The sequence below is a fragment of the Pseudomonas sp. Eth.TT006 genome (genome assembly GCF_054456575.1).
On record NZ_JBTJEN010000008.1, the window covers coordinates 163,853 to 187,466 of the forward strand.

21 protein-coding genes are annotated in these 23,614 nt (G+C 62.5%); 3 read left to right on the forward strand and 18 right to left on the reverse strand.

Translation table 11 applies throughout. The annotated features are described in order from the left end of the window. The first annotated feature begins 77 nt into the window (after window positions 1-77). Together ACXR0M_RS14980 and ACXR0M_RS14985 are read left to right on the forward strand one after the other, a co-directional pair. Window positions 78-965 carry a LysR family transcriptional regulator gene (locus ACXR0M_RS14980; protein WP_458832578.1) on the forward strand — a complete coding sequence of 296 codons (888 nt, stop codon included), beginning with the start codon at window positions 78-80 and terminating at the stop codon, window positions 963-965. Between the two features lie 199 nt (window positions 966-1,164). After that, the gene (locus tag ACXR0M_RS14985) at window positions 1,165-1,971 is read left to right on the forward strand and encodes a class I SAM-dependent methyltransferase (protein ID WP_458832579.1); all 807 of its coding nucleotides are present in this window, start codon (window positions 1,165-1,167) and stop codon (window positions 1,969-1,971) included. Window positions 1,972-2,085: 114 nt separating this feature from the next. Here ACXR0M_RS14985 and ACXR0M_RS14990 read toward each other — a convergent pair whose 3' ends face one another. The 18 genes from ACXR0M_RS14990 to ACXR0M_RS15075 form a co-directional block, all read right to left on the reverse strand. Then, window positions 2,086-2,286: a DNA-binding protein gene (locus ACXR0M_RS14990; protein ID WP_458832580.1), complete on the reverse strand. Its 201-nt coding sequence runs from the start codon at window positions 2,284-2,286 to the stop codon at window positions 2,086-2,088. A gap of 262 nt (window positions 2,287-2,548) precedes the next feature. Then, on the reverse strand, window positions 2,549-3,241 hold the full coding sequence (locus ACXR0M_RS14995; RefSeq protein WP_458832581.1) for an N-acetyltransferase family protein: 693 nt from the start codon (window positions 3,239-3,241) through the stop codon (window positions 2,549-2,551). A gap of 51 nt (window positions 3,242-3,292) precedes the next feature. Then, window positions 3,293-4,084 carry a ChbG/HpnK family deacetylase gene (locus ACXR0M_RS15000; RefSeq protein WP_458832582.1) on the reverse strand — a complete coding sequence of 264 codons (792 nt, stop codon included), beginning with the start codon at window positions 4,082-4,084 and terminating at the stop codon, window positions 3,293-3,295. Beyond that, entirely contained in the window at window positions 4,056-5,240 is a 1,185-nt protein-coding gene (locus ACXR0M_RS15005) for a GNAT family N-acetyltransferase (RefSeq protein WP_458832583.1), read from the reverse strand. Before ACXR0M_RS15005 ends, ACXR0M_RS15000 begins: the two co-directional genes overlap by 29 nt. A gap of 4 nt (window positions 5,241-5,244) precedes the next feature. Beyond that, on the reverse strand, window positions 5,245-5,934 hold the full coding sequence (locus ACXR0M_RS15010; RefSeq protein WP_458832584.1) for an N-acetyltransferase family protein: 690 nt from the start codon (window positions 5,932-5,934) through the stop codon (window positions 5,245-5,247). Window positions 5,935-6,167: 233 nt separating this feature from the next. Beyond that, window positions 6,168-8,087, reverse strand: coding sequence for a hypothetical protein (locus ACXR0M_RS15015; RefSeq protein WP_458832585.1), 1,920 nt, complete (start codon window positions 8,085-8,087; stop codon window positions 6,168-6,170). Beyond that, entirely contained in the window at window positions 8,084-9,388 is a 1,305-nt protein-coding gene (locus tag ACXR0M_RS15020) for a lipopolysaccharide biosynthesis protein (RefSeq protein ID WP_458832586.1), read from the reverse strand. Before ACXR0M_RS15020 ends, ACXR0M_RS15015 begins: the two co-directional genes overlap by 4 nt. After that, window positions 9,385-10,386 carry a polysaccharide deacetylase family protein gene (locus ACXR0M_RS15025; RefSeq protein ID WP_458832587.1) on the reverse strand — a complete coding sequence of 334 codons (1,002 nt, stop codon included), beginning with the start codon at window positions 10,384-10,386 and terminating at the stop codon, window positions 9,385-9,387. The genes ACXR0M_RS15020 and ACXR0M_RS15025 overlap by 4 nt, the downstream gene beginning before the upstream one ends. Before the next feature lie 13 nt (window positions 10,387-10,399). Further along, the gene (locus ACXR0M_RS15030) at window positions 10,400-11,536 is read right to left on the reverse strand and encodes a glycosyltransferase (protein WP_458832588.1); all 1,137 of its coding nucleotides are present in this window, start codon (window positions 11,534-11,536) and stop codon (window positions 10,400-10,402) included. Next, window positions 11,529-12,497, reverse strand: coding sequence for a glycosyltransferase family 2 protein (locus ACXR0M_RS15035; protein WP_458832589.1), 969 nt, complete (start codon window positions 12,495-12,497; stop codon window positions 11,529-11,531). The genes ACXR0M_RS15030 and ACXR0M_RS15035 overlap by 8 nt, the downstream gene beginning before the upstream one ends. Next, complete coding sequence (locus tag ACXR0M_RS15040; RefSeq protein WP_458832590.1) at window positions 12,494-13,864, reverse strand: O-antigen ligase family protein; 1,371 nt, start codon at window positions 13,862-13,864, stop codon at window positions 12,494-12,496. Before ACXR0M_RS15040 ends, ACXR0M_RS15035 begins: the two co-directional genes overlap by 4 nt. Then, window positions 13,861-14,952 (reverse strand): glycosyltransferase family 4 protein, encoded by a 1,092-nt coding sequence (locus tag ACXR0M_RS15045; RefSeq protein ID WP_458832591.1) that lies wholly within the window; start codon window positions 14,950-14,952, stop codon window positions 13,861-13,863. The genes ACXR0M_RS15040 and ACXR0M_RS15045 overlap by 4 nt, the downstream gene beginning before the upstream one ends. Further along, window positions 14,949-16,541 (reverse strand): GumC family protein, encoded by a 1,593-nt coding sequence (locus ACXR0M_RS15050; RefSeq protein WP_458832592.1) that lies wholly within the window; start codon window positions 16,539-16,541, stop codon window positions 14,949-14,951. The genes ACXR0M_RS15045 and ACXR0M_RS15050 overlap by 4 nt, the downstream gene beginning before the upstream one ends. 17 nt (window positions 16,542-16,558) lie before the next feature. Beyond that, on the reverse strand, window positions 16,559-17,584 hold the full coding sequence (locus ACXR0M_RS15055; RefSeq protein ID WP_458832593.1) for a polysaccharide biosynthesis/export family protein: 1,026 nt from the start codon (window positions 17,582-17,584) through the stop codon (window positions 16,559-16,561). Between the two features lie 21 nt (window positions 17,585-17,605). Further along, complete coding sequence (locus ACXR0M_RS15060) at window positions 17,606-18,253, reverse strand: CpsD/CapB family tyrosine-protein kinase (protein ID WP_458832594.1); 648 nt, start codon at window positions 18,251-18,253, stop codon at window positions 17,606-17,608. Then, window positions 18,253-18,999 carry a sugar transferase gene (locus ACXR0M_RS15065; RefSeq protein ID WP_458832595.1) on the reverse strand — a complete coding sequence of 249 codons (747 nt, stop codon included), beginning with the start codon at window positions 18,997-18,999 and terminating at the stop codon, window positions 18,253-18,255. Before ACXR0M_RS15065 ends, ACXR0M_RS15060 begins: the two co-directional genes overlap by 1 nt. Before the next feature lie 18 nt (window positions 19,000-19,017). Next, window positions 19,018-20,055 (reverse strand): NAD-dependent epimerase, encoded by a 1,038-nt coding sequence (locus ACXR0M_RS15070; RefSeq protein ID WP_458832596.1) that lies wholly within the window; start codon window positions 20,053-20,055, stop codon window positions 19,018-19,020. Next, window positions 20,052-21,404 (reverse strand): UDP-glucose dehydrogenase family protein, encoded by a 1,353-nt coding sequence (locus ACXR0M_RS15075; RefSeq protein ID WP_458832597.1) that lies wholly within the window; start codon window positions 21,402-21,404, stop codon window positions 20,052-20,054. The genes ACXR0M_RS15070 and ACXR0M_RS15075 overlap by 4 nt, the downstream gene beginning before the upstream one ends. A gap of 389 nt (window positions 21,405-21,793) precedes the next feature. Between ACXR0M_RS15075 and ACXR0M_RS15080 the strand changes: the two genes are divergently transcribed. Continuing rightward, window positions 21,794-23,491: a sulfatase-like hydrolase/transferase gene (locus ACXR0M_RS15080; protein ID WP_458832598.1), complete on the forward strand. Its 1,698-nt coding sequence runs from the start codon at window positions 21,794-21,796 to the stop codon at window positions 23,489-23,491. The last annotated feature ends 123 nt before the right edge of the window (window positions 23,492-23,614 follow it).

Below are 23,614 nucleotides of genomic sequence, written 5' to 3' on the forward strand. Positions count from 1 at the left end.
CGTGAGCACAGATTAATGAGCTGTCGAAACCTGAAAAAGCGGCTATAAAGCGTTTAACTGTCCACCAGAGAGTGACAATGAACCCGTTCGAAGACATGCGTATTTTCTGCCAGGTCATGGACTCCGGCAGCTTCACCTCGGCGGCCGATCAGTTGGGTCTGTCCAAGCAGTTCGTCAGCCGGCGTTTGATGCAACTCGAAGAGCGCCTCGGCGTGCGCCTGTTAAATCGTTCGACCCGGCGTCTCGACGTCACGCCCTTGGGCCAGAGCTATTACGAGTCGGCGTTGCGCCTGCTGGGTGAAGTCGAACAGGTCGAGCAAGGCATCGCCGGGCAAACCGCCGAGCCGCGCGGGACGATTCGCCTGAGTGCGCCACTGTCGTTTGCGGTGGCGCATCTGGGCTGTCTGTTGCCGTTGTTTCTGCAGCGCTATCGCGAGGTCACCGTGGAAGTCGACCTGAGCGATCGCCCGGTGGACCTGCTCGGCGAAGGCTACGATCTGGCGCTGCGTATCGGTGTGCTGGAGGATTCGACGCTGATCGCCCGGCGCATTGCCGCCATCGAACGGGTGTACTGCGCCAGCCCGGCCTACCTCGCCGAACGCGGCACACCGTTGCAACCCGAAGACTTGCACCACCACGACTGCCTGCCATACGGCCACGGCCGTTCGGTGCAATGGCGCTTCAACGCCGGGCAGGGCAAACCGCTGCTGGTGAACGTCACCGGGCGCATGCGGGTGAACAACGGCGAGTTGCTGCGCGATGCAGCGGTGCAGGGCATGGGTATCACCTATCTGCCGACCTTCATCGTGGGCGCGGCGCTGAAGGACGGGCGGCTGCTGCCGGTGCTCGACGAATTCCGCCCTGAGCCACTGACGCTGTCGGCGGTGTACCCGCAACACCGCCAGGCCTCGCGCCCGGTGCAGGCGCTGGTCGAATTCCTGCGCGAACGCCTCAACCCGATGTAAACGCGCAAAACTGTAGGAGTGAGCCTGCTCGCGATAGCGGTGGTTCAGTCGATGAAGAGGTTGGCTGGGCTGCCGCCATCGCGAGCAGGCTCACTCCTACAATGGGTCTGCGGTGCGGCTTACAAGATTGCAACAGTCTGTATCGGTAGGCTGTTCTAGACTCGGCACCGCTCAATCACGAGCAGTACCGGAGTGCGCCATGGAAGTGCCCGACAATAAAACCGCCGTCGACAGCAATCGACAGGCGTGGAACGATTCCGCTCGCCATCACCGTGAATCGGCCGAGTGGCAAGCGCTGTTGAACGAAGTGTCACAGACTGATTTCTCCTGCCTCGACGACACCCTGCGCGGCCTGCTGGAGCAGGTCGGGGTGGACGGCAAGGAAGTGATTCAACTCGGCTGCAACAACGGTCGCGAATGCCTGTCGCTGTTCGCCCTCGGTGCGCGCAGTGTGGTCGGTGTCGATCAATCGGCAGCGTTTCTCGAGCAGGCGCGCGACTTGAACAGCCGTTCGCCGCACCACGCCGAGTTCATCGAAAGCGATATCCATCACCTGCCAGCCGCGCTGCACAGCCGCTTCGACGTGGCACTGATCACCATCGGCGTGCTCAACTGGATGCCCGACATCGGCGAATTCTTCCGCCATGTCGCGTTGACCCTCAAACCGGGCGGCAAGCTGGTGATCTACGAAACCCACCCGTTTCTGGAAATGGTCGACCCCGACGCCGAGGATCCGTACCGCCTCGCCAGCTCGTACTTCCGCGCCGAGCCATTCGTGCAGGAAGAGCCGATCGTCTACGTCGGCAAAGTCGAGCAACAGGCCACGAAGTCCTACTGGTTCGTGCACACCCTCGGCGCCATCTTCAACGGCGCCATCGCGGCCAGGTTGAACATCGCCCACTTCAAGGAGTACCCGCATTCGAACCGGGAAGCGCTGTATGACCAGTACCTGAATCGCGAGGCGCAGATGCCGCTGTGCTTCACTCTGGTGGCCAGCAAGGGCTGAGGTTTTTGTTGCCTCGATTTGCCCCTTCGCGTGCAAGCTCGCTTCCACAATGGTTTGGGTACGACGCAGACCTAATGTGGGAGCGGGCTTGCTCGCGAAGGTGTCAATAAGGTTTCAACTCTGGCAAAAAAAATCAGAACCAGCTCCGATAGTCTGACGCTTCTGCATGTTCGAGCAGGCCCGTGCCACATATCCGATAGCACGAAGCAGTTCTTTGTCGTCGTCATCGCTTAGTACTTGTTGCAGATACTCACGAATTGCCGCGACATCATCGAGCAATGACGGCAACTCCAGGCTGGTGAGTTTGTGGTTCATCTTTTCGAACTCTCCTGTTTTTGCGCCAATTTACTTGGTCGCGCCATTGGGAGCAGTCAGGCATGGCCTTGAGAGTAGGAGGACGCTTCTCTTTCGGGTGTGGGTAATGTCCTGCGTTCTGAGACGATTAGTGCGAACGGCATCCGGCCCCTTCGCGAGCAAGCCCGCTCCCACAGTGAATATGCGTCGTACACAAAATCATTGTGGGAGCGGGCTTGCTCGCGAAGGCGGCCTCCCGGCCGCCGCAGATACGAGCGTAAAATCACGCCTGCGCCGTCGCACTCACCACCGGCTGCTGCGGTTTGCGCAGCGCTGCCAGGCGTGAGCCTTGATAGCGGCTTTCGCGATAGAAGCGCCAGCGGCCGAACAGGCCGTAGACGTGGGTGATGCGGCCTTGTTCGTGGTAGCCCATGCGCAGGTGCAGTTTCATCGCCGGGATGTTGCGCGACTCACAGGTGTCGACGACGGTGTGGCAGCCCTGGGCGGCCATGGCTTCCCAGAGGGCGACTTGCACGTCCACCGACAGGCTGCTGCCGAAGTAGGCGCGGGTCATTTCGCCGCCGAATTCGAAGAACTCGCCGGGTTTGACCGGGAACCAGCAGCCGTAATAGTGGCGGTCGTGATAGTCGCGAGTACTGCCCCAGATGAACGCCACCGCATGGCCGTCGGCATCCAGGTACATGTGCCCGGTGTGGCCCTCGGCAGCGAGTTCGGCCATGGTCTCGACGCGGTCACCGAAGTGCTTGGCGAAGGCTCCGGTGTTGTGCGGCGTGATATCGACTCTGCGCACGCCCTCGTACGGACGCAGCTTGTGCGGCGGCACCGGGGACACCAGATCACGCTGCATCCACAGCAGCTCCCAGTGGAAGAACACATAGCGTTTCCACAGGCTGGCGCAGAAATGCCGCAAGCCTTTTTGCCGGATACGAGCACGCAGTTTTTCGATGACGTTCATGTTGCCTCCGCGGCCGAAGCCCGGTGTGGTGGTCGTTGTTGTCGGGATGAATCAATCGAGTGCCGTGGCACCGCGTAAAAAATCCTTGTTCAGTTCGGCATAGGAAATCCGTGGAACGCCGGCCAGCCGCTGCGCCAGTACGTTGCTCAGGGATTCACCGGGATTGAGGTAGGCATCGCCGAAGTCACTGCCCAGCTGATTAGGGTGGGCGACGATCTCCAGCACGCCGTCGCTCGGTGCCGGGGCATTGCGCAAATCCACCGGCGTGCACACGTAATCCGCCGTGGCTCCGGCCAGACTTTGCAGGCGCCAGTTGAGCAAACCCTTGAACACGCGCTTGGGCAGGCTGAGGTTCTGCCCCAGATTGCGCGCCAGGCGAATCGGCACGCCTTGACGGGCAGCAAACCGCGCGACGATTGCGCCGATCGGCCAGATGTTGTGCACGTGCTGATGCGAGTCGATATGGCTCGGTCGCACGCCGTGCTCGACGCAGCGCTGCCACTGCGCCTGCAACTCTTCCTGCACCGCATCGCGATCCTCGCGGCTCAGCCACAGGCTGTGGCGCGGCAGGCTGAGATCGAATACGCCGTGACCATCGCAGAAGGTGCGGCTGCGCAGGATCGACGCGCTCAGCGGCCGGCCGTAGGTCAGGTTGAAGTGCAAGCCGACCCGACCCTGCAGCGCAGCATGCCGGGCCATGGCGCACGCGGCTTCGAATGCCGGCATGTTGGCCATGGCTGTCGCCGAGCTGATCACCCCGGCCTGAAATGCCGCAAAGATCACCGCGTTTTCGTTGGGGCTGAGACCGAAGTCGTCAGCGTTGACTATGACTTGGCGAGGCATGTTCGCCCTCCGTGGTGATTGCGACAGGTTTGACGACGGGCGCAGGTCGGGCGGCGCGTCGGGCGCGCCATTGCTGCACGGTCGGTTTCAGGCGCTGCCAGACGCGCAGTCCCAGCCCCAGCAACAGGCCGCTCGGGCGCCAGGAATAGAAGCTCCAGCGCCAGTGTTCGAGTTGGCCGGTCATGCGTTCGTGCAGTTGATGGCTGGAGTTTTCCAGGCTGACCCGCGAGGCATCGATCCAGCGCCAGTGCTCGTCGAGCCCCCAGCGAATCCACTCCTCCAGCAGCACCCGGCCGCTGCCCAGGTCGGCGTATTGCGGCAGGAACGCGAGGTTGTAGTCGTACAGGCGGCCCTGTTCGAGCAGGCCGAGGCGATAGCTGATGCAACGCCCGTCGAGTTCCAGGGTGACCACGCGCACCAGGCCTTGGGCGGCGAGGGCGGTGAAGGCATTTTCGATGCATTGACGGCTGCGTTCACTGGCAAAAATCCCCACGCCTTCGTCGCCTTTCCAGCTCACCGCTTCGACTTGAGCGAGCATCTTCAACAACGCGGGCATGCTCAGCGCATCGGGAGTGATCCGCCGCACCTCGGCGCCACAGGCGGCAATCCGTTTGCGCGCGCGGCGCAGCTTGTAGCGTGGGTCGCCGGAGACCTCTTGACGGTCGGCCTCGCTGATCAGATGCACCGGCACCCGACAGCTCAGGCGGCGCTCGCCGGTGGAGCTGGCGGCCATCCATTGCGTGAGAGGGCTTTCTTCACCGGCCGGCTCGGACACTTCGTTGAGTTGCAGCAGCGCGTGGGGCAGCCGTTGGCGGATCAGGCGCAAGGCCTGGCGCATGGCGTGATCATCAATCAGCGACAACGGCGCCAGACGGTCGGCCAGCGGATAACCCAGATGCCGCACGACTCGCATCGGCACCCCGGCAAAGCGTTCGCGACCGGCCACCAACGGCAGGCACAGGCACAATTCGTCAGCCTCCCAACCCAACAGAACGTGCAAGCGTTGGCCCTCGCCTAGGGTCAGCTCGGCGGCACGCAACCAACCCAGATGGTTGAATGGCGTGTGGTCGGGCACTCGCAGGCGCAGCGCTTCATAGGCGGCTGCCGGGAAGTCGGCGGCGCACAGCGAGGTGCGCCATTCGAATCGTGCCGTCATGGGCTCAGGCCGCCGTTGCTTGTACAGGTGGACGGGACGGTTTGCGCAGCGCATCGAGGCGCGAACCGCTGTAGCGGGTTTCGCGGTAGAAATGCCAGCGACCGAACAGGGTGTAGACGTTCATGATCCGGCCCTGCTCGGTGTAGCCCATGCGCAGGTGCAGTTTGAGCGCCGGGACGTTGTGGAACTCGCAGACGTCCACCACCTTGTCGCAGCCTTGTTCGGCCATGGCTTGCCACAGCGCCAGTTGCAGATCCACCGAGAGTTCGGTGCCCCAGTAGGCGCGGGTCAGTTCACCGCCGAATTCGAAAAACTCGCCGGGTTTTACCGGGAACAGGCAGCCGTAGTAATGGCGATCGAAATAGTCCCGCGCGCTGCCCCAGATAAACGCCACGGCATCGCCCTGATCGTCGACGTGCATGTGCCCGGTGTGGCCTTCGTTGGCCAGCTCGGCCATGGTCGCGACACGGTCGCCGAAGTAGCGCGCGAACGCGCTGGCATTGTCGGCGCTGATCTTCACCACCCGCAGTGGCGGGTAGGGTTTGAGACTGTGCGGCGGCACCGGACTGACCAGGTCGCGCTCCATCCACAGCAGTTCCTGATGGAAATACACGTAATGTTTCCACGCCTTGCCGAGGGTGGCGCGCAGGCCTTTCTGTTTGATGTGCTGGCTGAGTTTGCTGACGATGCCCATGTTCTGTGCTCCGGCGTTCCGGCGAGGCGAACGACTGTGGCGAGGGAGCTTGCTGTGGTGAGGGGATTTATCCCCGATGGGCTGCGAAGCGGCCCCGCATTTACAGGCTAAAAGCGACGACTGCTGCACAGCCGATCGGGGCGGTGCGACGTTTCGCTAAATCCCCTCACCACAAAAACTCCCAACCCACCAATCTTTCTTCGCTTTACCTTTTCTGATATTCGGAATTGGGTTCATGACGCGCTCCAGCTCAGCGCAAACAGGGTTTCCCCCGGCAAGTCGAAGCTGACGCGTCCGTCGCGACAGGCAAACGGCGCGTCACGGCTGCGGTTGTCGGCGCCGAAATACCGCAGGGCGCCCTTGTTCAGCGGGCACCTGGCACCGCTCAGATCGATGCGCTGCAAACGCGTGCCTTTGTTCACCCCGAGCAGCCCGCGTTGCTGGTTTTCTGCCATCGCCAGCACGTCGACTTCAAAGCCATCGTTTTCCAGCGACAGCACCTGATGCAGCCAGTGCTGTGCGATGAACTGCTGGGCGAGGCCGACCGGTTTCAGCTCGAAGTGATCATCGCCCAACACCCGGATCATGCCTTTGGGGTACTGCGGCTCGTCGGCGGCCTGAAACCAGTTGAGCATGCTCAGCAAACCGTCCTGCGAGGCGTTGATCACCACCGAGGCCCACCACAGCGCGGCGTAACGGGTTTCCTGATCGTAAGGGCTGAGGCTGGAGCCGCTGGACAGGTTGGTCTGGTCCAGCAGCAAGGCTTTGCGTGGTTGGCCGTGGGCGTCGAGGCCGACCAGTTCGGCGGCGCGGCGTACGCTGTCGCGGTAGACCCGGGTGGCGAGCAGATCGCGAATCATCCATTCGTGCCAGGCCAGAGCGTCGATCTGCTCGGCGGATTCGCTCAGCAGGCGCCGCGCCCAATCGATGCCGCGCTTGTCCGCCGCGTTGTCGGCGAACGGCCCATTGACCAGCCGCGAACTGGCGGGCATGGCGATGCGCACGCCGGCCTTGGCGTTTGCCGGGTCGCTGCGCACTTGCCTGGCCATGCTGGTGAAAATCGCCCGGTATTGTTCGTAGCTCGAATAGTTGAGGTTCGGCTCGTCGGCGAAACCGATGTAATGCGTACCTTTGCCACCCAGCGCGCGGGTCCCGGCCAGCCACGCATCGAGGCCACTGTTGCTCTGCGCGTCGGCGCGCAGATCGGCCTGACGCTGACTGCCCGCGAGCAGGGTGATGTCCTGGCGAATGCCGAAGCGATCCTGATAGACCTGACGGAAGGCGTCTTCGAAATGTGCATTCTTCGCCGTGACATCGACAAAACTGTAGTAACTGCCGGCGCTGGGTTTCAGCGCGTCGAGCACCGCATGGCTGGCCGGCGGCGGCATCACGTAAGGCAGGGCGATGCCCAGATCCGGGGTGCGTCCGAGCACTTTGTCGTGCAGGGTCAGCCGGACTTGTCCGGTGTCCTCGCGCAGCGGTTTGAGTTGCTGCGCATTCTGCGCAAAGCGGTTGGCCGTGCCGTCGAGCCAGAACGCCGCCTTGCCGCTGCCTTGCAGGCGCAGGCACCAGATCTGTTCGCGCTCACTGACCGGCAACGCCACTTGATCGAACTGCCAATAAGCGCGGTAAGGCTTGAGCGCCAGTGTCAGCGCTTGCTCATCGCCGACCCGCTGCGCCTGCAGGGCGTTGACCCCGCCATGAAACTTGCCGGCGAGCACCGCGTGCTCGCCCGGCGCGATCTTGAAATACAGCTCATCACCGTTCTGCGTCTGCGCGCTGAAATGCACCTTGGCCGGCTCAAACTGCGCCACGGTGTGCTCGTCGTGTTCGATGCGGTAATTGCGGAAGCTGTAGCCGGGGATTTCCAGACGATAACTGGCGGCTCCCGGCAGCAACGGCCAGCTCTGCGTGCCACGGCTTTCACTGGCCTTGATCAGGCGTTCGCCCTGCAATTTGCCCTGGCCGTCGAGCAGGTACAGATGCTCTTCGTTGGCGTCCGCTTGCCACGCCGGCGTCCAGCGCACGGTCACGGTGTCCGGGCGGTCGGTTTGCAGATAGAGGCTGCCGTCGCGGATCTCGCCCCAGCGCATCGACGCGGCAACGGCGTCCAGCGACAGGCCGAGACCGAGCAGCAGGAGCAGGCCTTTCATACGGCTTTCCGGTGCAACATCTGCCACATCGGCGCGACGTCGCTGGGCAGAATGATCAGGGTTTGCCAGAACGCCACGCCGCTCAAACGGCAGTACAGCACCAGCATCGCCACGGTCACCGCCAGATAGGCAATCGACGAGGCCGCCGCCGCGCCGACGATGCCGTAGGCCGGAATCAGCAGCAGGTTCAGCGCCAGATTGAGCAGGGCACCGAGGCCCATCAGCAGCGACACCGTGCCGGGACGGTTTTTCCCCAGCAGATCCAGACGCAGGATGCTCGCGTAGCACAGCCCGAGCAGCCCCGGCAGCAAGGCAAGCAGCGCCGGATACGCCGGTTGGTAGGCGACGCCGAACAGAGTAACGATCAGCCAGTTGCCGATCAGCGCCATGCACAGGCAGGCGCCGAGCATCACCGTGGCGGTCAGGCGCAAGGCCAGCGGGGTGACTTTGTCCATGCCTTCGTCCTGTTGCAGCAGGCGCTTCATCAGCGGCGTGGTCACCGCTTCGGGGACGATCAGCAACAGTTCGGCGGCGGCGCTGGCCATCGCGTAATGACCCAGCGCGGTGCTGCCGAGCAGGGCGCCGATGAACAGGTAATCCGAGCGCAGAATCACTTGCTGGAACAGCAAATCGGGATGACTGCGCGCGCTGTAGCGCAGCAGTTCGTTCTGGCTGGCGCGGTCCCATTGCAACTGCAGCGGTTGCGTGCGTTTGAGCCAGACCCAACCGGCCAGCACCACCAGGCTGATGCCCGCCAGCCAACTGATCAGCGCCGCTTCCAGTGCCGCGCTTTGCCACATCCAGAACAGCGCGAGAAACAGCAGCAGCGGCGCCAGCGATTCGGTCAGGCGCAAGGCGTTGAACGCGACCACACCACCGGAGGCATTGTGCAGGGTCAGCAGGCCGCTTTTCAGTACGGTCAACGGCACCGCCAGTAGCAACAGCCAGGCCAGCAGGCCCAGTTGCATGGTCACGTCCAGCTCACTACCGAATTCGCGCACCAGCGCCACCACCAACAAAGTCAGCAGCCCGGCGAGCAGGCAACCGAACACCAGCACCTGACTCAGCAGCAACCCCATCGGCCGTTGCTTGGCCGCCTGATAGCCGACCGCCGAATTCAGCCCGCCACTGGTGGCGGCGCTGATCAGGTCGGGCAGGGTGCTGAGCAGGGCAAACAGCCCGCGTTCACTCGGCCCGAGGATCCGCGCCAGCAGCACGTTGCGCAGCAAACGCAGGGCGATCATCGCCAGTTTGGTGCCCATGCTCAGCGCCAGATGCTTGAGGTAGTGGCTGCGGCTCATGGGCGGTTGCCGCGAAAGATGCGCCACGAGAGCAATTCCGGATTGCGTGCGGTGCGCTGGCTGACGCCGAACCGTGGCAGGTTCAGCGGATCGCCTTCGCCGCGATAGATGCCGGTGGCGGTGCCGAGGGCGAACGGATAATCGTGAGCGGCAATCTGCTTGCGCACGCGTTCGTCGTTGTCGCCGTTGGGATAGCAGTACACCGCCAGCGGCCGGTTGCAGCCGTTGTAGAGAGCCTCGCGGCTGCGGCGGATTTCTTCGTCCAGGCGCACGTCGTCCAGTTCGGTGAGGATCGCGTGGCTGGCGCCGTGCGGGCCGAAACGCACCAGCCCGGACGCCTCCAGTGCGCGCACCTGATGCCAGTCCAGCGCTTGCGGCTGCGCCTCGGGCGGGCATTCATCGGTGAGGCGTTCGAGCATCGCCGGCTCAAGGTTTTTCAGGCTTTGCAGGTAATGCAGCAGCGCGAGGCTGCGGCGGTCGACGTCGATGTCATCGACCAGCACCGGTAGCGGACGGTGAATCATCTGCAGGTACTCGATCAGATGCATGCGGGCTTTTTCGCCATGGCTGCCCCACAGCGTTTCGCCAAGGCTTTCCCACCAGAAGCGCTGACGGCTGCCGATGAAATCGGTGGAGAGGAAAATGCTCGCCGGCACTTGATACTTCTGCAGCAGCGGGAAGGCGTTGACCGCGTTGTCGCGCCAGCCGTCATCGAAGGTCAGCGCGACCCGCGGGCGTTCGCTGCGCAGCGAGTTCGGCGCGAGTATGTCCATCAGCGGCACGCAATCGAAATGCCGACGCAACCACACCAGCAAATGTTCGAAGGCTTTCGGCCCCACGCACAGTTCATTGCGGTGCGGCAGGTTGGCGGCGCGGTCGTTGGCCAGCACCCGGTGCAACATCAGGATCACCCCGGCGCCATGCAATTGACTGCGGCCCACGGGGGAGTTGAGGTAAAGCCAGCCACTGGTGCGTTTGATTAATTGTTTGATCGCCATGGCTTCGCTCCTTTCAACGGTTCTGTTCCGGATTCCACTGGGCATAGCGCTGGCCGCGCAGGAACTGCCACAGGCCGATGCTCATGCCGGCCAGCGTCACCAGCAGGAACGCGGCCAGGCGAAACGGTTTGGGTAAGCGGTGTTGTGAGTCGAGCAACCCGGCAATCGCCACGGCGTAGCCACACAGCTGCGCGATCAATGCCAGTCGATAGAAACCGTGGTCGTCCCACAGCCAGAAGCTGCTCAACAGCAACGGCAGCAGGAGAATCGGCGCCAGGCGGCGGATCAGCTTGTGGCTGATCAGCGCCAGCGAATACAGGCCATGTTTCAGCGGGTTAAGCAGCTCGCTGCGCTGCGCCAGACTTTGCAGGCCGCCGACGGTCACGCGCTGACGGCGGCGGAACTGTTTGTCCGCTTCGTCGACGCCGTGGTCGATCACTTGCGCCTCGGGCACATACACGATGCGCTTGAACGCCACCGGCGCGCAGGTACTGAGAAAGAAGTCGTCGTTGACCTCCGCCGGCACGTTCTGGAACAGCTCGCGGCGCAGGGCGAGCAGCGCGCCGTCGGCCGAGACCATGCAGCCGGTGCGGTTCTCGACCCGGCGCAGCCAGCCTTCGTAATGCCGGTACAGACTGTCGCCGACGCTCAAGCCACCACCGGTCACCGGGATCACCATGTGCCCGGCACAGGCGCCGACATTCGGATCGTTGAGTGGCGCCAGCAGGTAGCCGAGGGTTTCCCGCGACCATTGGTTGTCGGCGTCGGTGAACACCAGGATATCGCCGGTCGCCAAAGCCACGCCGGCATTCAGCGTCGCCGCTTTGCCCTGACGCGGCAGGTCGAGCACGCTGATCCGCGAATCAATCACCTTGTGCGCGCAGGCCACGGTGTCGTCGGTGGAGCCGTCGCTGGCGAGGATGATCTGCAACGTCGCCGGCTGATAATCCTGCGCCAGCAGCGTGCGCAACTTGTGCTCGATGTGTCGCGCTTCATTGTGCGCGGCGATCACGATGCTGACATTGAGCGGCGGCGCCGGGCTGTGGCGCCAGGCCGGGAACAGCGGCGCCAGTACGCTCAGCAGCAGTGGATAACCAAGGTACGCGTACACCGGCAGCAGCAGGCACAACCAGAAAATGAATTCAGCCACGGGCAGGCCTCCTGGCGTTCCAATGACACAGATTGAGAATCAGCGCCGCCCCGGCCAGATGCAGGCGCAGCCAGTGCAGGGCCCACAGTTGCAGGGTCAGGCCGAGGTCGCGATGGCGTGCACTCTGACGAATGCTCAGGACCAGACCGGGTAGCAGCGTCACCAGCACCATGAGCGCCGCGTGATGCGGAAAACCGTCGAGCAGCGCGGAGATCGCGAGGAAATCCAGCAGCCACACCGCCAGCGACAGCAGCGGAAAGCGCAGCAGGCGCAGGCTGATGCCGTGGGTGCGCAGCAGTTGCAGATGACTGCCCTGACGCCACATTTCCTTGCCCATCCACTCGCGCCAGTTCATCTCGTAGCCCCAGTGCAGGGCCACACTGCCGTTCACCGACAGCAGCCGCGCGCCGTGTTCGTGCAGGCGCAGGGTGAATTCCTTGTCTTCGCCGGTGCGCAGGTGTTCGTTGAAGCCGCCGACCTTGTCGAACCAGCGCCGGCGCATCAGCAGGTTCGAGCTGGGCAGCCAGTCCACCCTGTGCGTCGCCTGACTGGAGCGGCGCAGCGTGCGCCGTTGCCAGGCGGTGGCGTACCACGGTGCCGTCGCCGGTGTGTGCAACTCGAGGCCAAAGACGTCGGCCTGACCTTCGGCTTGCAGCTCGAACAACGGCTTGAGCCAGTCTTCGGGCATTTCGATGTCGGCGTCGATGAAGGCGATCCACTCGCCGCTCGCCAGCAGCACGCCGCGATTGCGCAGAGCGCCGATCAGCAGCCCCGGCAGCACCAGCACCTGCGCGCCGAACTGCCGGGCGATCTGCGGACCGTCGTCGCTGGAACCGTTGTCGACCACAATCAACTCGCACTCGACATTCGCTGCATGCGCGGCTTTCTGCGCGGCCAGCAGCGTGCGGCCGATGTGCCGCGCCTCGTTGTACATCGGGATGATGATGCTGATCCGGCTCATGCGCGGGCCTCGTTCAGTGGCGCCTGTTCGGCTTTGAGGCGCAGCACGCTGGTCAGCGCGAGCATGATCCACACGTATTTCTGGTTCGGCGCGCTGAGGAACATCAGGAACAGCGTCAGCGACAGGAAGCTCACACTTAGATGGGTCATCAGGTCCGCCTGCTGCCAGTCGCGTCGCCGCATCCACGCGGCGCGGGCGCGGATCAGGTTGTACAGGCCCAGGCCGAGCATGCCGACGAACAGCAGGCCGGCGGGAATCCCCAGTTCACTGAAGATTTCCAGGTAAGTGTTGTGCGCCCGGCGGTACAGGTCGCCGACCTTGCGGTTGGCGGAAAACGCCTTGGCATAACCGGTGGTGGCGTAGTGCAGCGGGAAGGTGCCAGGGCCGGAGCCGAGCAGCGGGTTCTCGCGGATCATCTGCCCGCCGACCACGATGTACGAGGCGCGGCGGCCGAGGGATTCGTCGTCGTGGCCCTTGGCCCCGGCGCTCAATACGCTCAGCGATTGAATGCGTGCGATGTAGCCGGCGGGCATCGCGTAGATCGCCAGCGGAATCACGATCGCCGCGCCAAGCATGGCGAAACCCAGATGCCGTGGACGGATCCGCGTCAGTTGCGCGCGGTAGTGCCAGCAGCCGATCAACAGACTCAAGGCCACCACCACCAGCCCGGAGCGCGATTCGGTTTTGGTCATGCCGCCGAGCAGTAACAGGCAGCAGGCGCCCCAGAACAGACGGTGCAACAGGTTCGGGCCGCGAATCACCAGCAGCAGCCCCAGCGGAATGGCAAAGGCGATCAGCAAGGCAAAGGCGTTGGGGTCTTCGAGCAGACCGGCGGCGCGGCCCTGATCCTGGAACTTGCTCGAGAACATCGCCATGGCGCAGGTGGCGCTGACGCTCAGGGTCACCAGGCGGGCGAACAGATCGAGGTTCAATTCGCGACCGATCAGCAGGGTGATGACAAACAGGATCAGGCCGACGCTCAGTTCACGCAGATGCCCCAGCGACATGCCCAGGTCATCGGTATTGAGCAGGCTGAGGAAATACAGCACGAGGAACCACAGCAGAAAGCGCCAGATATTGCTGCGCAGCCGCTCGGAGGGAATCTGGTGCAGCGCCAGTTGCAGCATCAGGATCACCGCCAGTGACGCGCCGAGCAGCTTGCTCCCGGACAGCGAACTGTCCTTGAAGAAGCCCTCGAACGGCACCAGCGCGGCAATCCCCAGCAGGCCCCAGGTCGGCTTGCGGTACAACACCGAGAAACCCACCAGACCAATGACGGCGCCGGGTGCCAGAAACGGATAAGGGCTGGCGAGCAGACCGATACAGACCAGTCCGAGCAGGGTGACGATCGAGAGCGGGAAAATCATGCGCGTGCCTCCCGTGCCGTGCGGATGTACAGCTGCGACCAGCGTTCGGCCAGGGCCTTGAGGTCGTAGCGATCCTGTTGCGTACGCTTTGCGTTGTCGCACAACTGCCGGGCCAGCTTCGGTTCGCTCAGCAGGTTGTCCAACTGACGGGCGAGGGCGGCGCTGTCGGCGGGGGGCGCCAGCAAGCCGTTGTGCCGGTGCTCGAGCACATCGGGAATACCGCCGACGGCGAACGCCACCACCGGCACTCCGGCCTGCATCGCTTCAAGCAGAATCATCGGCGTGCCTTCGGTGCGCGAGCTGATCACCAGCACATGCAGGCGCTGCCACCAGGGTTGCATGGCGGTCTGGTAACCGGGCAGGCGAATCCGTTGCGTCAAACCGGCGGCGTCGATCCGCGCCTGCAGTTGGTCGCGTTCCGGGCCGTCGCCGAGCATCACCGCATCCAGTTGCGGATGCTGGTGACACAGCGGAATCAGTGCATCGAGAAACAGGTCCGGGCCTTTCTCGCTGCTCAGGCGTCCGACGTAACCGGCCAGCCAACGCTGACGATCAGTGCCGCACACCAGCGCCTCGGCGGCGGGCAAGCCGTTGGGGATCACCTGGAGTTTTTCCGCCTGCACGCTGGCCTGACGATGCAGCACGGCAATGCTTTCGGCCACGCACACCACGCGGTCTACCGAAGCGGTGCGGCACAGTTGCAGACTCAGCCAGGTGTAGAATTTCTGCTTGCGGCTGCGCGGGGTGAAGCCGTGTTGGGTAATGACCAGCGGCAAGCGCCACAGCGTCGCCCCGAGCCAGCCGAACAACAACCCCTTGAAGTTGTGGGTGTTGATCAGCGGCTGCTCGCTGCGCCGGGCGCGCAGGTGGCGCAACAACTCGCCAAGCCCGGCACAGCCACGGCAGTCCACCCCGGCCTCGCGAAAGCGCGCGATCAATGCGGGCGGCGCATCGAGAAACAGCACCTGGTGCTGCCCCGGTGTCGCCAGGCAGTGATCGAGCAACATGCGCTCGGCGCCATAGAAGCCGCCGCTGCTGAGCAAATGAATGATCGGCAGCGCGGCGTTCGGGGTGGACAGCGTGTTCAATTGCGCACCCAGTGCACGAAGCTCGGCACGGTCCAGCTCTTGTGCGGATTGCCTGGCTGCACGTTCTCGTCGTTGATCACCAGCAACACTGGCAGGCCCAGCTCGTGGCTGATTTGCGCCGGATGTTTGAAGCGATGATCGAAGAACTCACGCACGTAGACCAGAGCAATCGCCAGCAACAGACCGGTGAGCAGGCCGAACGGGATGATCAGCAGCGGTTTCGGAAAGGCTGGCTCGGTGGGTTCGAACGGCGGGCTGAGGACCTTGGCGTTCGACAGGTCATCGTTGAGCGAACCGGCGGTGCTGCTTTCGGCAAAGCGCTGCGCGTAGGTCGAGAACGCCGTGTGCAGCGCATCGATTTCGGTGTCCATCTGCCGCAGCTTGCTCTGGGTCTGCTGCAAGGTGTGGATGCGGTTCTTGAACTCGGCGATGCGCGCGGTTTTCTGCTCGATCACCTGCTGCACCACGGCCAGGTCGTTGGTGCGTTCCTGAATGCGGTTGCTCACCACTTTGAGGAACTGCTGACGGGTGCGGGCGATCTGCTCACGGGTCAGCAGCATCGGCTCGCTGCCGGGCTGGAACACCGCGAGATCATTCATGTAGCGGCTGACCTGAGTGGTCAGTTGCTCGCCCAGCTGTTTGATTTCCCGATCCTCAAATGCCACGTTGTCGACGGTGGTGGTGAAGGTGAAAGGGAAGGTGTAGTCATTGAGCTTGTTGCTGCTGGCGGCAGTCAGCGCAGTCTTCAGGTATTCGAGCCAGCGCTGGCTCTGCAACAGCCGGTCCTGGTACAGGTTCAGCGCTTGTTCTTCGGTGTTGATCGCGTTCAGGCGGAAGGTGATTTCTTCCTTCGGATCGGACGAGGCGACACTTTCCAGCAGCGCCTGGCGATTGCCTTCCAGACCGTCGAGACGCACCTGATACAGATGCTTCTTGGTTTCGTAGAAGGATTGCGGCAGGTCGATCGATTGCAGTGCCTGCCGGCTCACCAGATAGTTCTGCAGCAAGGTGGCGACAAACGTCGTGCCCTGATGCGGATCGGGGAAGCTGTAGATGATCGAGATCACGTTGGAGCCGGGCAGGGTTTCGATCTTCAGGCTGTCGCTGGCCTGTTGGGTGAGGCCGTCGAGCACGGTGTCGCGCACCGGATCGGTCTGCAGCCCGAGCATGTTGCGCAGCGGATTGATCACATGCTCGCGCAGCGGCGACGACACGTAGCGCCGGAACGGGTCGCTCACCAGTTTGGCGAAGATGCCCACCGGCGGGTCGTACTCGCCCTTGTCGCGCAGCTCACTGATGGTCTGACGGATCAGCGCCGGCGAGCGGAGGATATTGCTTTCGGTTTCCATGTCCGCCAGCGACGGCGGAATGAAGGTGGCGTTATCGACCGTGAGTGACGTGGTGGCGTCACCCTGGGAGAGTTTTTTCGACTGCACGATCACCTGGGCGGTGATATCGAAGCTCTGTTTGAGCACCAGCGGCAGCAGCAACGCGATGACTGCAAAGATCAGGAAGACCCGTTTCACCAACTGCTTGTTGGCGAAGAAGATCCTGAAGAACTCATGCAGGTAGTTTTCCTTTGGATTCATGATCGGTCACCTGAGAGTCAGTTGTTGTTGCTGTCTTTGTTGTCGACGCGATAGCCGAAGCTGAAGCCCACGCCCTGGAACAGCACCACATCGGCCAGTTGCCGGGCGAGTTCGCCGGCGCTGGCCAGTTTGGTTTTCGGCACGAACAGCATGTCGTCCGGTTGCAGGTAAGCGATCTGCGACGCGTCGCCCGACAGGGCTTTTTCCACGTCGTAGTGCACGGCCTGCACCTGATTGCCGTTGCGGCGCATGATCACCACCGAGTCCAGCCGCGCCTTGACGTTGGTGCCGCGGGCCAGGGTCAGCGCTTCAAGCACCGACACCGGCCGGCGGATCGGGTAGGAACCCGGCTGGCCGACTTCGCCCAGCACATAGATCTCGTTGCCGGCGGTGGACTTGAGCAACACATCGACGCTCATCCGGCCCGGCAATTGCGCGTACTTCTGGTTGAGGAAGGTTTCCAGCTGATTGACCGTCATGCCCTGCAGCGGCACCGCGCCGATTTCCGGGAAACTGGCGTAGCCGTCAGTGCCCACGGTGATCTCGCGGCTCATGCCGGTGGCCGGGTGATTCAGCGCGCTTTTGAGGTTCTGCTCGTTGGTCAGCGGGCTGATGATCTGCACCGTCAACTGATTGCGGTTGGGCTGGAACAGCTGCTTGCGCTGATAGGCGCGCTGGATTTCATCGCGCGCTTCATCGCTGGTCAGTCCGGCGATTTTCACCGAAGTGTTGGCCCCCGGCAGGTTGATGGTGCCGTCGGGCAGCACCAACTGGTTGCCGTTGAGCTGGCTGGCGGCGGTGAAGTTCAGGCCGATCTGGTCACCGGACTGCACGCGGTAGGCGTCCGAACCGCTGGTGCTGATGTGGAAGATCACATCCAGCACGTCTTGCGGGCGCAGGGTCTGTTCGACCTTGGGCATGTCGGTGGCTTGGGCGTTGGCCGGCGTGGCGGTGAGGATATTCACCGGCATGTGCTGGGTTTCGGAGGTGCTGGAGCAGCCTGCAAGCGGCAGCATCAGCAGAACAAGTATCTTGGCGTTCATGGCGTCATCCTTCGCGTTCGCTTACAGGTTTTTGTAAAGCCACTTGGGCATGTAGTACTTGCGCCGGTTGAACACGCTGCCGACCACTTTCGCTCCGGCCTGGGTCAGGCGTTGCACGGCGGCCTGGGCGACTTCCCAGCGGGTGTCTTCGGCGCGCACCACGAACACCACGCCATCGACCTGAGTGCCGAGCACCAGGGTGTCGGCGGCGGAGTACACCGCGTCACCGTCGATCACCACGAAGCGGTACTGGGTGCCCAACCGATCGAGCAGCGGGCTCAGGCGTTCGGCGGTCAGGTGTTCGAGGGTGCGGATAGGCCGGCCGTTGGGCAGCACGTGGAAGGGCAGGCTCGACACCTGCACCACGCAGTCCTGCAACAGCGGCGGGGTGTCCGGGTTGAACAGCAGGTCGCGCAAGCCGCGCTCCTTGCTCAGGTTCAATTGCTGCGTGAGGTTGTTCGCCGACTGGCTGGCATCGACCAGCAGCACCTGGCCGCTGCTCATCTGCGCCAGTTGGCTGGCCAGCGCCAGCGCGCTGGTGGTGGTGCCGGCGCCGGGGTTGGCGGCGGTCAGAAACAGGATCCGCAGATCCAGGTCCAGCACGGTCGAGATCAGGTTCGATTCGCTGGGGTTGGCAATGCTCAGGCTTTTGTTGGTTGAACCGTCCATTAGCTTGCTCCGTGGCCGCTGAATACTTTGAAGGGGGTTTTCAACAAGATCTTCAGATCAAGCAAAAGGCTTTGCTCGGCGATGTAGCTGAGGTCCAACTCAACGCGCTGGTCGAAGTCGATGTTGCTGCGCCCGGAGATCTGCCACAGGCCGGTCATGCCGGGGTAGATGCTCAGGCGGGCAAGGTGTCTGTCCTTGTAGCGGTAAGCGTTGAACGAGGTCGGACGCGGCCCGACCAGGCGCATGTCACCTTTGACCACGTTGAACAGGTTGGGCAGTTCGTCGAGGCTGGTGCGCCGCAAAAACCCGCCGATCCCGGTGATGCGCGGGTCCTTGTCGATCTTGAAATCAATCGCGTCGGCCCCGTGCTTGTTGAGGTGGCGCAGCGATTCCTTGAGCTCTTCGGCGTTGCACACCATGGTGCGGAACTTGTACATGCCGAAGGTGCGCCCGCGATAACCGGTGCGTTTTTGCACGAACATTACCGGCCCCGGGCTGGTGAGCTTGATGGCCAGCGCCAGCCCCAGCAGCAGCGGCGAAAACACCAGCAGGATGAGCACGGCGCCGACGCAGGCCAGCACGCGGTTGGTGCGCGACAGCGTCCACGGCCGACCGCCGTCGCGGCCGGTCAACCAGCCACGGCCCTGCATGTGGATGGCGGCATCGAGACGCATCCGGTGCTCGGGGTCGATGCGCTTGTCGCGGCGCATCTGATTGATCGGTACACCTTGCTCATGTCCAGTCATGGGGTCCTCCGCTGAGGTTCAGCCGCGAGCGGCGCGTGGGTGACAGGCCGTGGGGTAGTAGTCGCGAAACCAGGCGATGAACCGCCCCAGTCCTTCATCCAGCTCGATCCGGGGCTGGAACCCGGTGGCCTGGGCCAGATCATCGGTCTCGGCGCAGGTGTTGAGCACGTCCCCCGGTTGCAGGGGCAGCAGCTCGACAATGGCTTTCTGGCCGAGGTGTTTTTCCATCAGCGCCAGATAGGTTTTCAGCTCCACCGGGTGGTGGCCGCCGATGTTGAACAGGCACCACGGCGCCATGCTGCTGCCCGCGTCGGGGTGCTCGCGGTCCCACTCCGGATGGTTGTGCGGCGGATGGTCGGTGAGGCGCGCGATGCTTTCGACGATGTCGTCGATGTAGGTGAAGTCGCGCTGGTGCTCGCCGTAATTGAACAGTTTCAGCGGCGTGCCTTCGGTGATCGCCCGGGCGAACTGGATCGGCGACATGTCGGGCCGCCCCCACGGACCGTACACGGTGAAAAAGCGCAGGCCGGTGCTGGGAATGCCGAACAGGTGGCTGTAACTGTGCGCCATCAGCTCGTTGGCTTTTTTCGTTGCAGCGTATAGCGACAGCGGGTGGTTGACGCCGTCGTGCACCGAATACGGGGTGTGCTGGTTGGCGCCATACACCGAACTCGACGAGGCGTAGATCAGGTGCTCGACCGGATGATGCCGGCAGCCTTCAAGAATGTTCAGGAAACCGCAGAGGTTACTGTCCAGATAGGCCTTGGGATTTTCCAGCGAATAGCGCACCCCGGCCTGAGCCGCGAGGTGGATCACCACTTGCGGTTGCTCGCGGACAAACAGCGCTTCGATTGCCGCGGCATCGGCCAGATCAATCCGCGCCAGCCGGAAATCCCCGACCTGATCGCGCACCCATTGCACGCGATCATGCTTGAGTTGCGGATCGTAATAGCCGTTGAAATTATCCAGGCCGACCACCGCATGCCCGTCGCGCATCAGCCGCAAAACGCAATGGGCGCCAATGAAGCCGGCTGCGCCGGTGACCAGAATTTTCATGGGCGCAATCCTTCCGCAGCGACGTGGCGCAGGCCGATGCCGCTGTAGTGCAGACCGGCTGCGGCCACGTATTCCGGGTTGTAGAGGTTGCGTCCGTCGACGATGACCTTGGAGCGCAGCTTGCTCGCCAACAGCTCGAAATCGACCACGCGAAAGTTTTTCCACTCAGTGCAGATCACCAGCGCATCGGCGTCTTCCAGGGTGTCGTCGCGGGTGGCGCACAGGTGCAGATCGTTGCGATAACCGTACAGACGCCGGCATTCGGACATGGCTTCCGGATCGTAGGCCTGCACGCTGGCGCCTTCGGCCCACAGCGCGTCCATCAAATAGCGGCTGGGGGCTTCGCGCATGTCGTCGGTATTGGGTTTGAACGCCAGGCCCCAGATCGCAATCGACTTGCCGGCCAGTCCTTGCGGAAACTGCGCCTTGAGTTTGCTGAAGAGGATGTGCCGCTGGCTGTCATTGACGTCGGTGACGCTGCGCAGCAGTTTCAGTGGCATGCCGTTGTGTTCGGCGGTGTGCAGCAGGGCGCGCAGGTCCTTGGGGAAGCACGAGCCACCGAAGCCGCAGCCCGGATAGATGAAGTGGTAACCGATGCGTGGATCGGAACCGATGCCCTTGCGCACGGCTTCGATGTCGGCGCCGAGCAGTTCGGTGAGGTTGGCCAGCTCGTTCATGAAGCTGATGCGCGTGGCGAGCATGGCGTTGGCCGCGTACTTGGTCAGCTCGGCGCTGCGGTTGTCCATGAACATCAGTTTTTCGTGGTTGCGGCAGAACGGCGCGTACAGCTCGCTCATCTGCTCGCGGGCCGCGTCGTCACGGGTGCCGACGATGATCCGGTCCGGGCGCATGCAGTCGGCGAGGGCGCTGCCTTCCTTGAGGAATTCCGGGTTGGATACCACGCGCACCTTGAGCGCGCTTTTGCCGCGACGCAGCAGCTCTTCATTGGCTGTACCAGCGACCTGATCCGCCGTGCCGACCGGCACCGTGGACTTGATGATCAGAGTGCGATCGGCCTCCATGTGCGCGGCGATCTGCCGGGCCACATTGAGTACGTGGCTCAGGTCGGCAGAGCCATCCTCATCGGCCGGGGTGCCCACGGCGATGAAAATCAGCTCGGCATGCTCCACCGCATCACTGGCTTGGGTACTGAACAACAAACGGCCGGCCTTGATGTTTTCTTCCAGCGCGGCGGATAACCCCGGTTCGCTAATAGGCGGTACGGCTTGTTGCAGTTGTTTAATCTTGTTCGTATCAACGTCGACACATAAAACCCGGTGCCCGACATCGGCAAGTGCGGCAGCTTGTATTAATCCGACATAGCCTGTGCCAAATACGCTCACGTCCATCTGCGCACCCCCGATAGAGCGAAAAGAAGAAGTTCTGAAGAACACTGTAAAAGGGGTATAGCGCAGGGTTTGGAAAGCGTGTCAGCAAAATGACATGTTGCACCTGTATAACACTTGAGCGCTTTTTGGCGATTGGCCATCAAGTCATTGCTGCGATTGGATTTGTTGAATTTTTGCAGATTTGTTCAGATTCAAAATAAGCGATGGACGGTTGTAAGTCTTTAATTTAAAGGCTTGTAGCGTTTCAGGTGTGTCAGATTTGAGTCACCGGATTTTTGACGCTTGGCGGTGAAAACAGTCAATTCTTGCGCTTTGGTAGCCGGGTGCTAGTGTCAGGTTCTGACCGACAATCCTTTGACTCTCTGCCGCAGAGCACGACCGGTATCGCCATGTCCAGATACGCCAAAGAACTGCTTTTAATTGCCTATCTGCTGCTGTTTGCCGACTATTACATTGATCGGTTAAATGCTATCGGCCTCGGTTTTCCTGTACTTCTTTTTGGCGCGATGTTTTTGGCGCTAACTTTAGCGTTATATCTAACGGCATATATACGTCAGGCGCTGATCCGACATTTATTCGCAATAACGTTGTTTGTTTCAGCGGTGTTTTTTGATGTCTATACCCGGGTCACCGCGGATTACCTGAGCTACAGCAGTTTTGTCTCGCTGGTGTACTCCGGCGGCTTTATCCAGGAAGCCGCCTACCAGTACCGCGACGCGATCATTCATGGCGCGCTCAGCGGGCTGTTGTTGCTGTTGGGTATCGGGCTCAAGCCGCGTCACTCACTGGCAGTGCCCAACGCGTTGCGCGTGGCGGCGCCGGTGTGCGGCGTGTTGCTGTTGAGTGCGGTGTTGTTCCTGCGCGCGGGCGAGGGCGCGCGCGGTTTGCCGATCATGTACACACCGCTGGCCTACTTGAACCTGTTCGCCTATGAGGCGCTGCACAACACGGTCGGCCCGCGCGAGCCGGTGACGTTGGTGCGCAACGCGGCGGCGGTGAATCACGATATCGTGCTGATCATCGACGAAAGCATTTCCGGCAATTACCTGGACATCAACGCGCCGTTCGGCGTGCACAGCAACCTCAAGCAGGCGCATCCGGGCGTCGACATCTTCAATTATGGCTACGCCGCCTCCATCGCCAACTGCAGCGCCGACACCAACGTCACCCTGCGCTACGGTGGTACCCGCAGCGATTACATGCGGATCAACAGCACCCTGCCGTCGATCTGGCAGTACGCAAAAAAGGCCGGGTTGCGTACGGTATACATCGATGCCCAGCGCACCGCCGGCAACCTGCAGAACCTGATGACCGACACCGAAAAAAAGGACATCGACCAATTCATCCAGTTTGACCAGACCAGCGTGCGCGACCGCGACATGGCCGCCGCCGCCAAGCTGATCGAACTGCTCAATGACGATCAGCCGCAGTTGGTGGTGATCAACAAGGTCGGCGCGCATTTTCCGGTGCACGACAAATACCCTGACGCCTTCATGGCCTACCGCCCGACGCTACCCCGTGGCCAGTTCACCGAGGTCGCCGACACCGGCAAGCGCGACGGCTTCAACGGCCAGCCGGACGATTGGGTGTTGTACCGCAACGCCTACAAAAACACTGTGCTGTGGAACGTCGGAGAGTTTTTTGCCCGGGTATTCGCCCAGGCCCGGCTGAACAACGCGCTGCTGATCTACACCTCCGACCACGGCCAGGATCTGCATGAACGTGGCAACCCCGGACTCAACACGCATTGCGGCGGTGACCCGGTGGAGGAAGAGGGCCTGGTGCCGCTGGTGGTGATTCAGGGCGATCAGTTGCAAGGGCCGGACTGGGCGCAATCGTTACCGCTGAACAAGGATCGCTCCAGCCATTACAACATCTTCCCGACCCTGCTGCAGTTGATGGGCTATGACATGGCGGGGATCGAGGCGGTGTATGGCAAGCCGCTGACGGTGCCGACCGCGGATGACTTCACCTTCAACTACCGCTTCAATGCGCGGTTGGGGGCCAAGCCTGAGTGGAAGCATATTGATCTGAACACCATTGTGACGCCGGGTGAGGTGGGGACCAGTGTGGCGACTGGTCAGTGAGATTTTTGTTGGAGGCACTGACGCCATCGCTGGCAAGCCAGCTCCCACAGTGTCCTGGTGTGAACTCGATATGTGTGACCAACTTCAATCCCTGTGGGAGCTGGCTTGCCAGCGATGGCGCCA

What these genes read in the sequence shown, in the direction of transcription:
- ACXR0M_RS15015 (WP_458832585.1), bottom strand. Translation starts at nt 8,087, where the DNA reads ATGAAAGGCCTGCTCCTGCTGCTCGGTCTCGGCCTGTCGCTGGACGCC.
- ACXR0M_RS15070 (WP_458832596.1), bottom strand. Translation starts at nt 20,055, where the DNA reads ATGAAAATTCTGGTCACCGGCGCAGCCGGCTTCATTGGCGCCCATTGC.
- ACXR0M_RS15005 (WP_458832583.1), bottom strand. Translation starts at nt 5,240, where the DNA reads ATGACGGCACGATTCGAATGGCGCACCTCGCTGTGCGCCGCCGACTTC.
- ACXR0M_RS15080 (WP_458832598.1), top strand. Translation starts at nt 21,794, where the DNA reads ATGTCCAGATACGCCAAAGAACTGCTTTTAATTGCCTATCTGCTGCTG.
- ACXR0M_RS14995 (WP_458832581.1), bottom strand. Translation starts at nt 3,241, where the DNA reads ATGAACGTCATCGAAAAACTGCGTGCTCGTATCCGGCAAAAAGGCTTG.
- ACXR0M_RS14980 (WP_458832578.1), top strand. Translation starts at nt 78, where the DNA reads ATGAACCCGTTCGAAGACATGCGTATTTTCTGCCAGGTCATGGACTCC.
- ACXR0M_RS15010 (WP_458832584.1), bottom strand. Translation starts at nt 5,934, where the DNA reads ATGGGCATCGTCAGCAAACTCAGCCAGCACATCAAACAGAAAGGCCTG.
- ACXR0M_RS15020 (WP_458832586.1), bottom strand. Translation starts at nt 9,388, where the DNA reads ATGAGCCGCAGCCACTACCTCAAGCATCTGGCGCTGAGCATGGGCACC.
- ACXR0M_RS15035 (WP_458832589.1), bottom strand. Translation starts at nt 12,497, where the DNA reads ATGAGCCGGATCAGCATCATCATCCCGATGTACAACGAGGCGCGGCAC.
- ACXR0M_RS15065 (WP_458832595.1), bottom strand. Translation starts at nt 18,999, where the DNA reads ATGACTGGACATGAGCAAGGTGTACCGATCAATCAGATGCGCCGCGAC.
- ACXR0M_RS14985 (WP_458832579.1), top strand. Translation starts at nt 1,165, where the DNA reads ATGGAAGTGCCCGACAATAAAACCGCCGTCGACAGCAATCGACAGGCG.
- ACXR0M_RS15050 (WP_458832592.1), bottom strand. Translation starts at nt 16,541, where the DNA reads ATGAATCCAAAGGAAAACTACCTGCATGAGTTCTTCAGGATCTTCTTC.
- ACXR0M_RS15055 (WP_458832593.1), bottom strand. Translation starts at nt 17,584, where the DNA reads ATGAACGCCAAGATACTTGTTCTGCTGATGCTGCCGCTTGCAGGCTGC.
- ACXR0M_RS15025 (WP_458832587.1), bottom strand. Translation starts at nt 10,386, where the DNA reads ATGGCGATCAAACAATTAATCAAACGCACCAGTGGCTGGCTTTACCTC.
- ACXR0M_RS15040 (WP_458832590.1), bottom strand. Translation starts at nt 13,864, where the DNA reads ATGATTTTCCCGCTCTCGATCGTCACCCTGCTCGGACTGGTCTGTATC.
- ACXR0M_RS14990 (WP_458832580.1), bottom strand. Translation starts at nt 2,286, where the DNA reads ATGAACCACAAACTCACCAGCCTGGAGTTGCCGTCATTGCTCGATGAT.
- ACXR0M_RS15075 (WP_458832597.1), bottom strand. Translation starts at nt 21,404, where the DNA reads ATGGACGTGAGCGTATTTGGCACAGGCTATGTCGGATTAATACAAGCT.
- ACXR0M_RS15060 (WP_458832594.1), bottom strand. Translation starts at nt 18,253, where the DNA reads ATGGACGGTTCAACCAACAAAAGCCTGAGCATTGCCAACCCCAGCGAA.
- ACXR0M_RS15000 (WP_458832582.1), bottom strand. Translation starts at nt 4,084, where the DNA reads ATGCCTCGCCAAGTCATAGTCAACGCTGACGACTTCGGTCTCAGCCCC.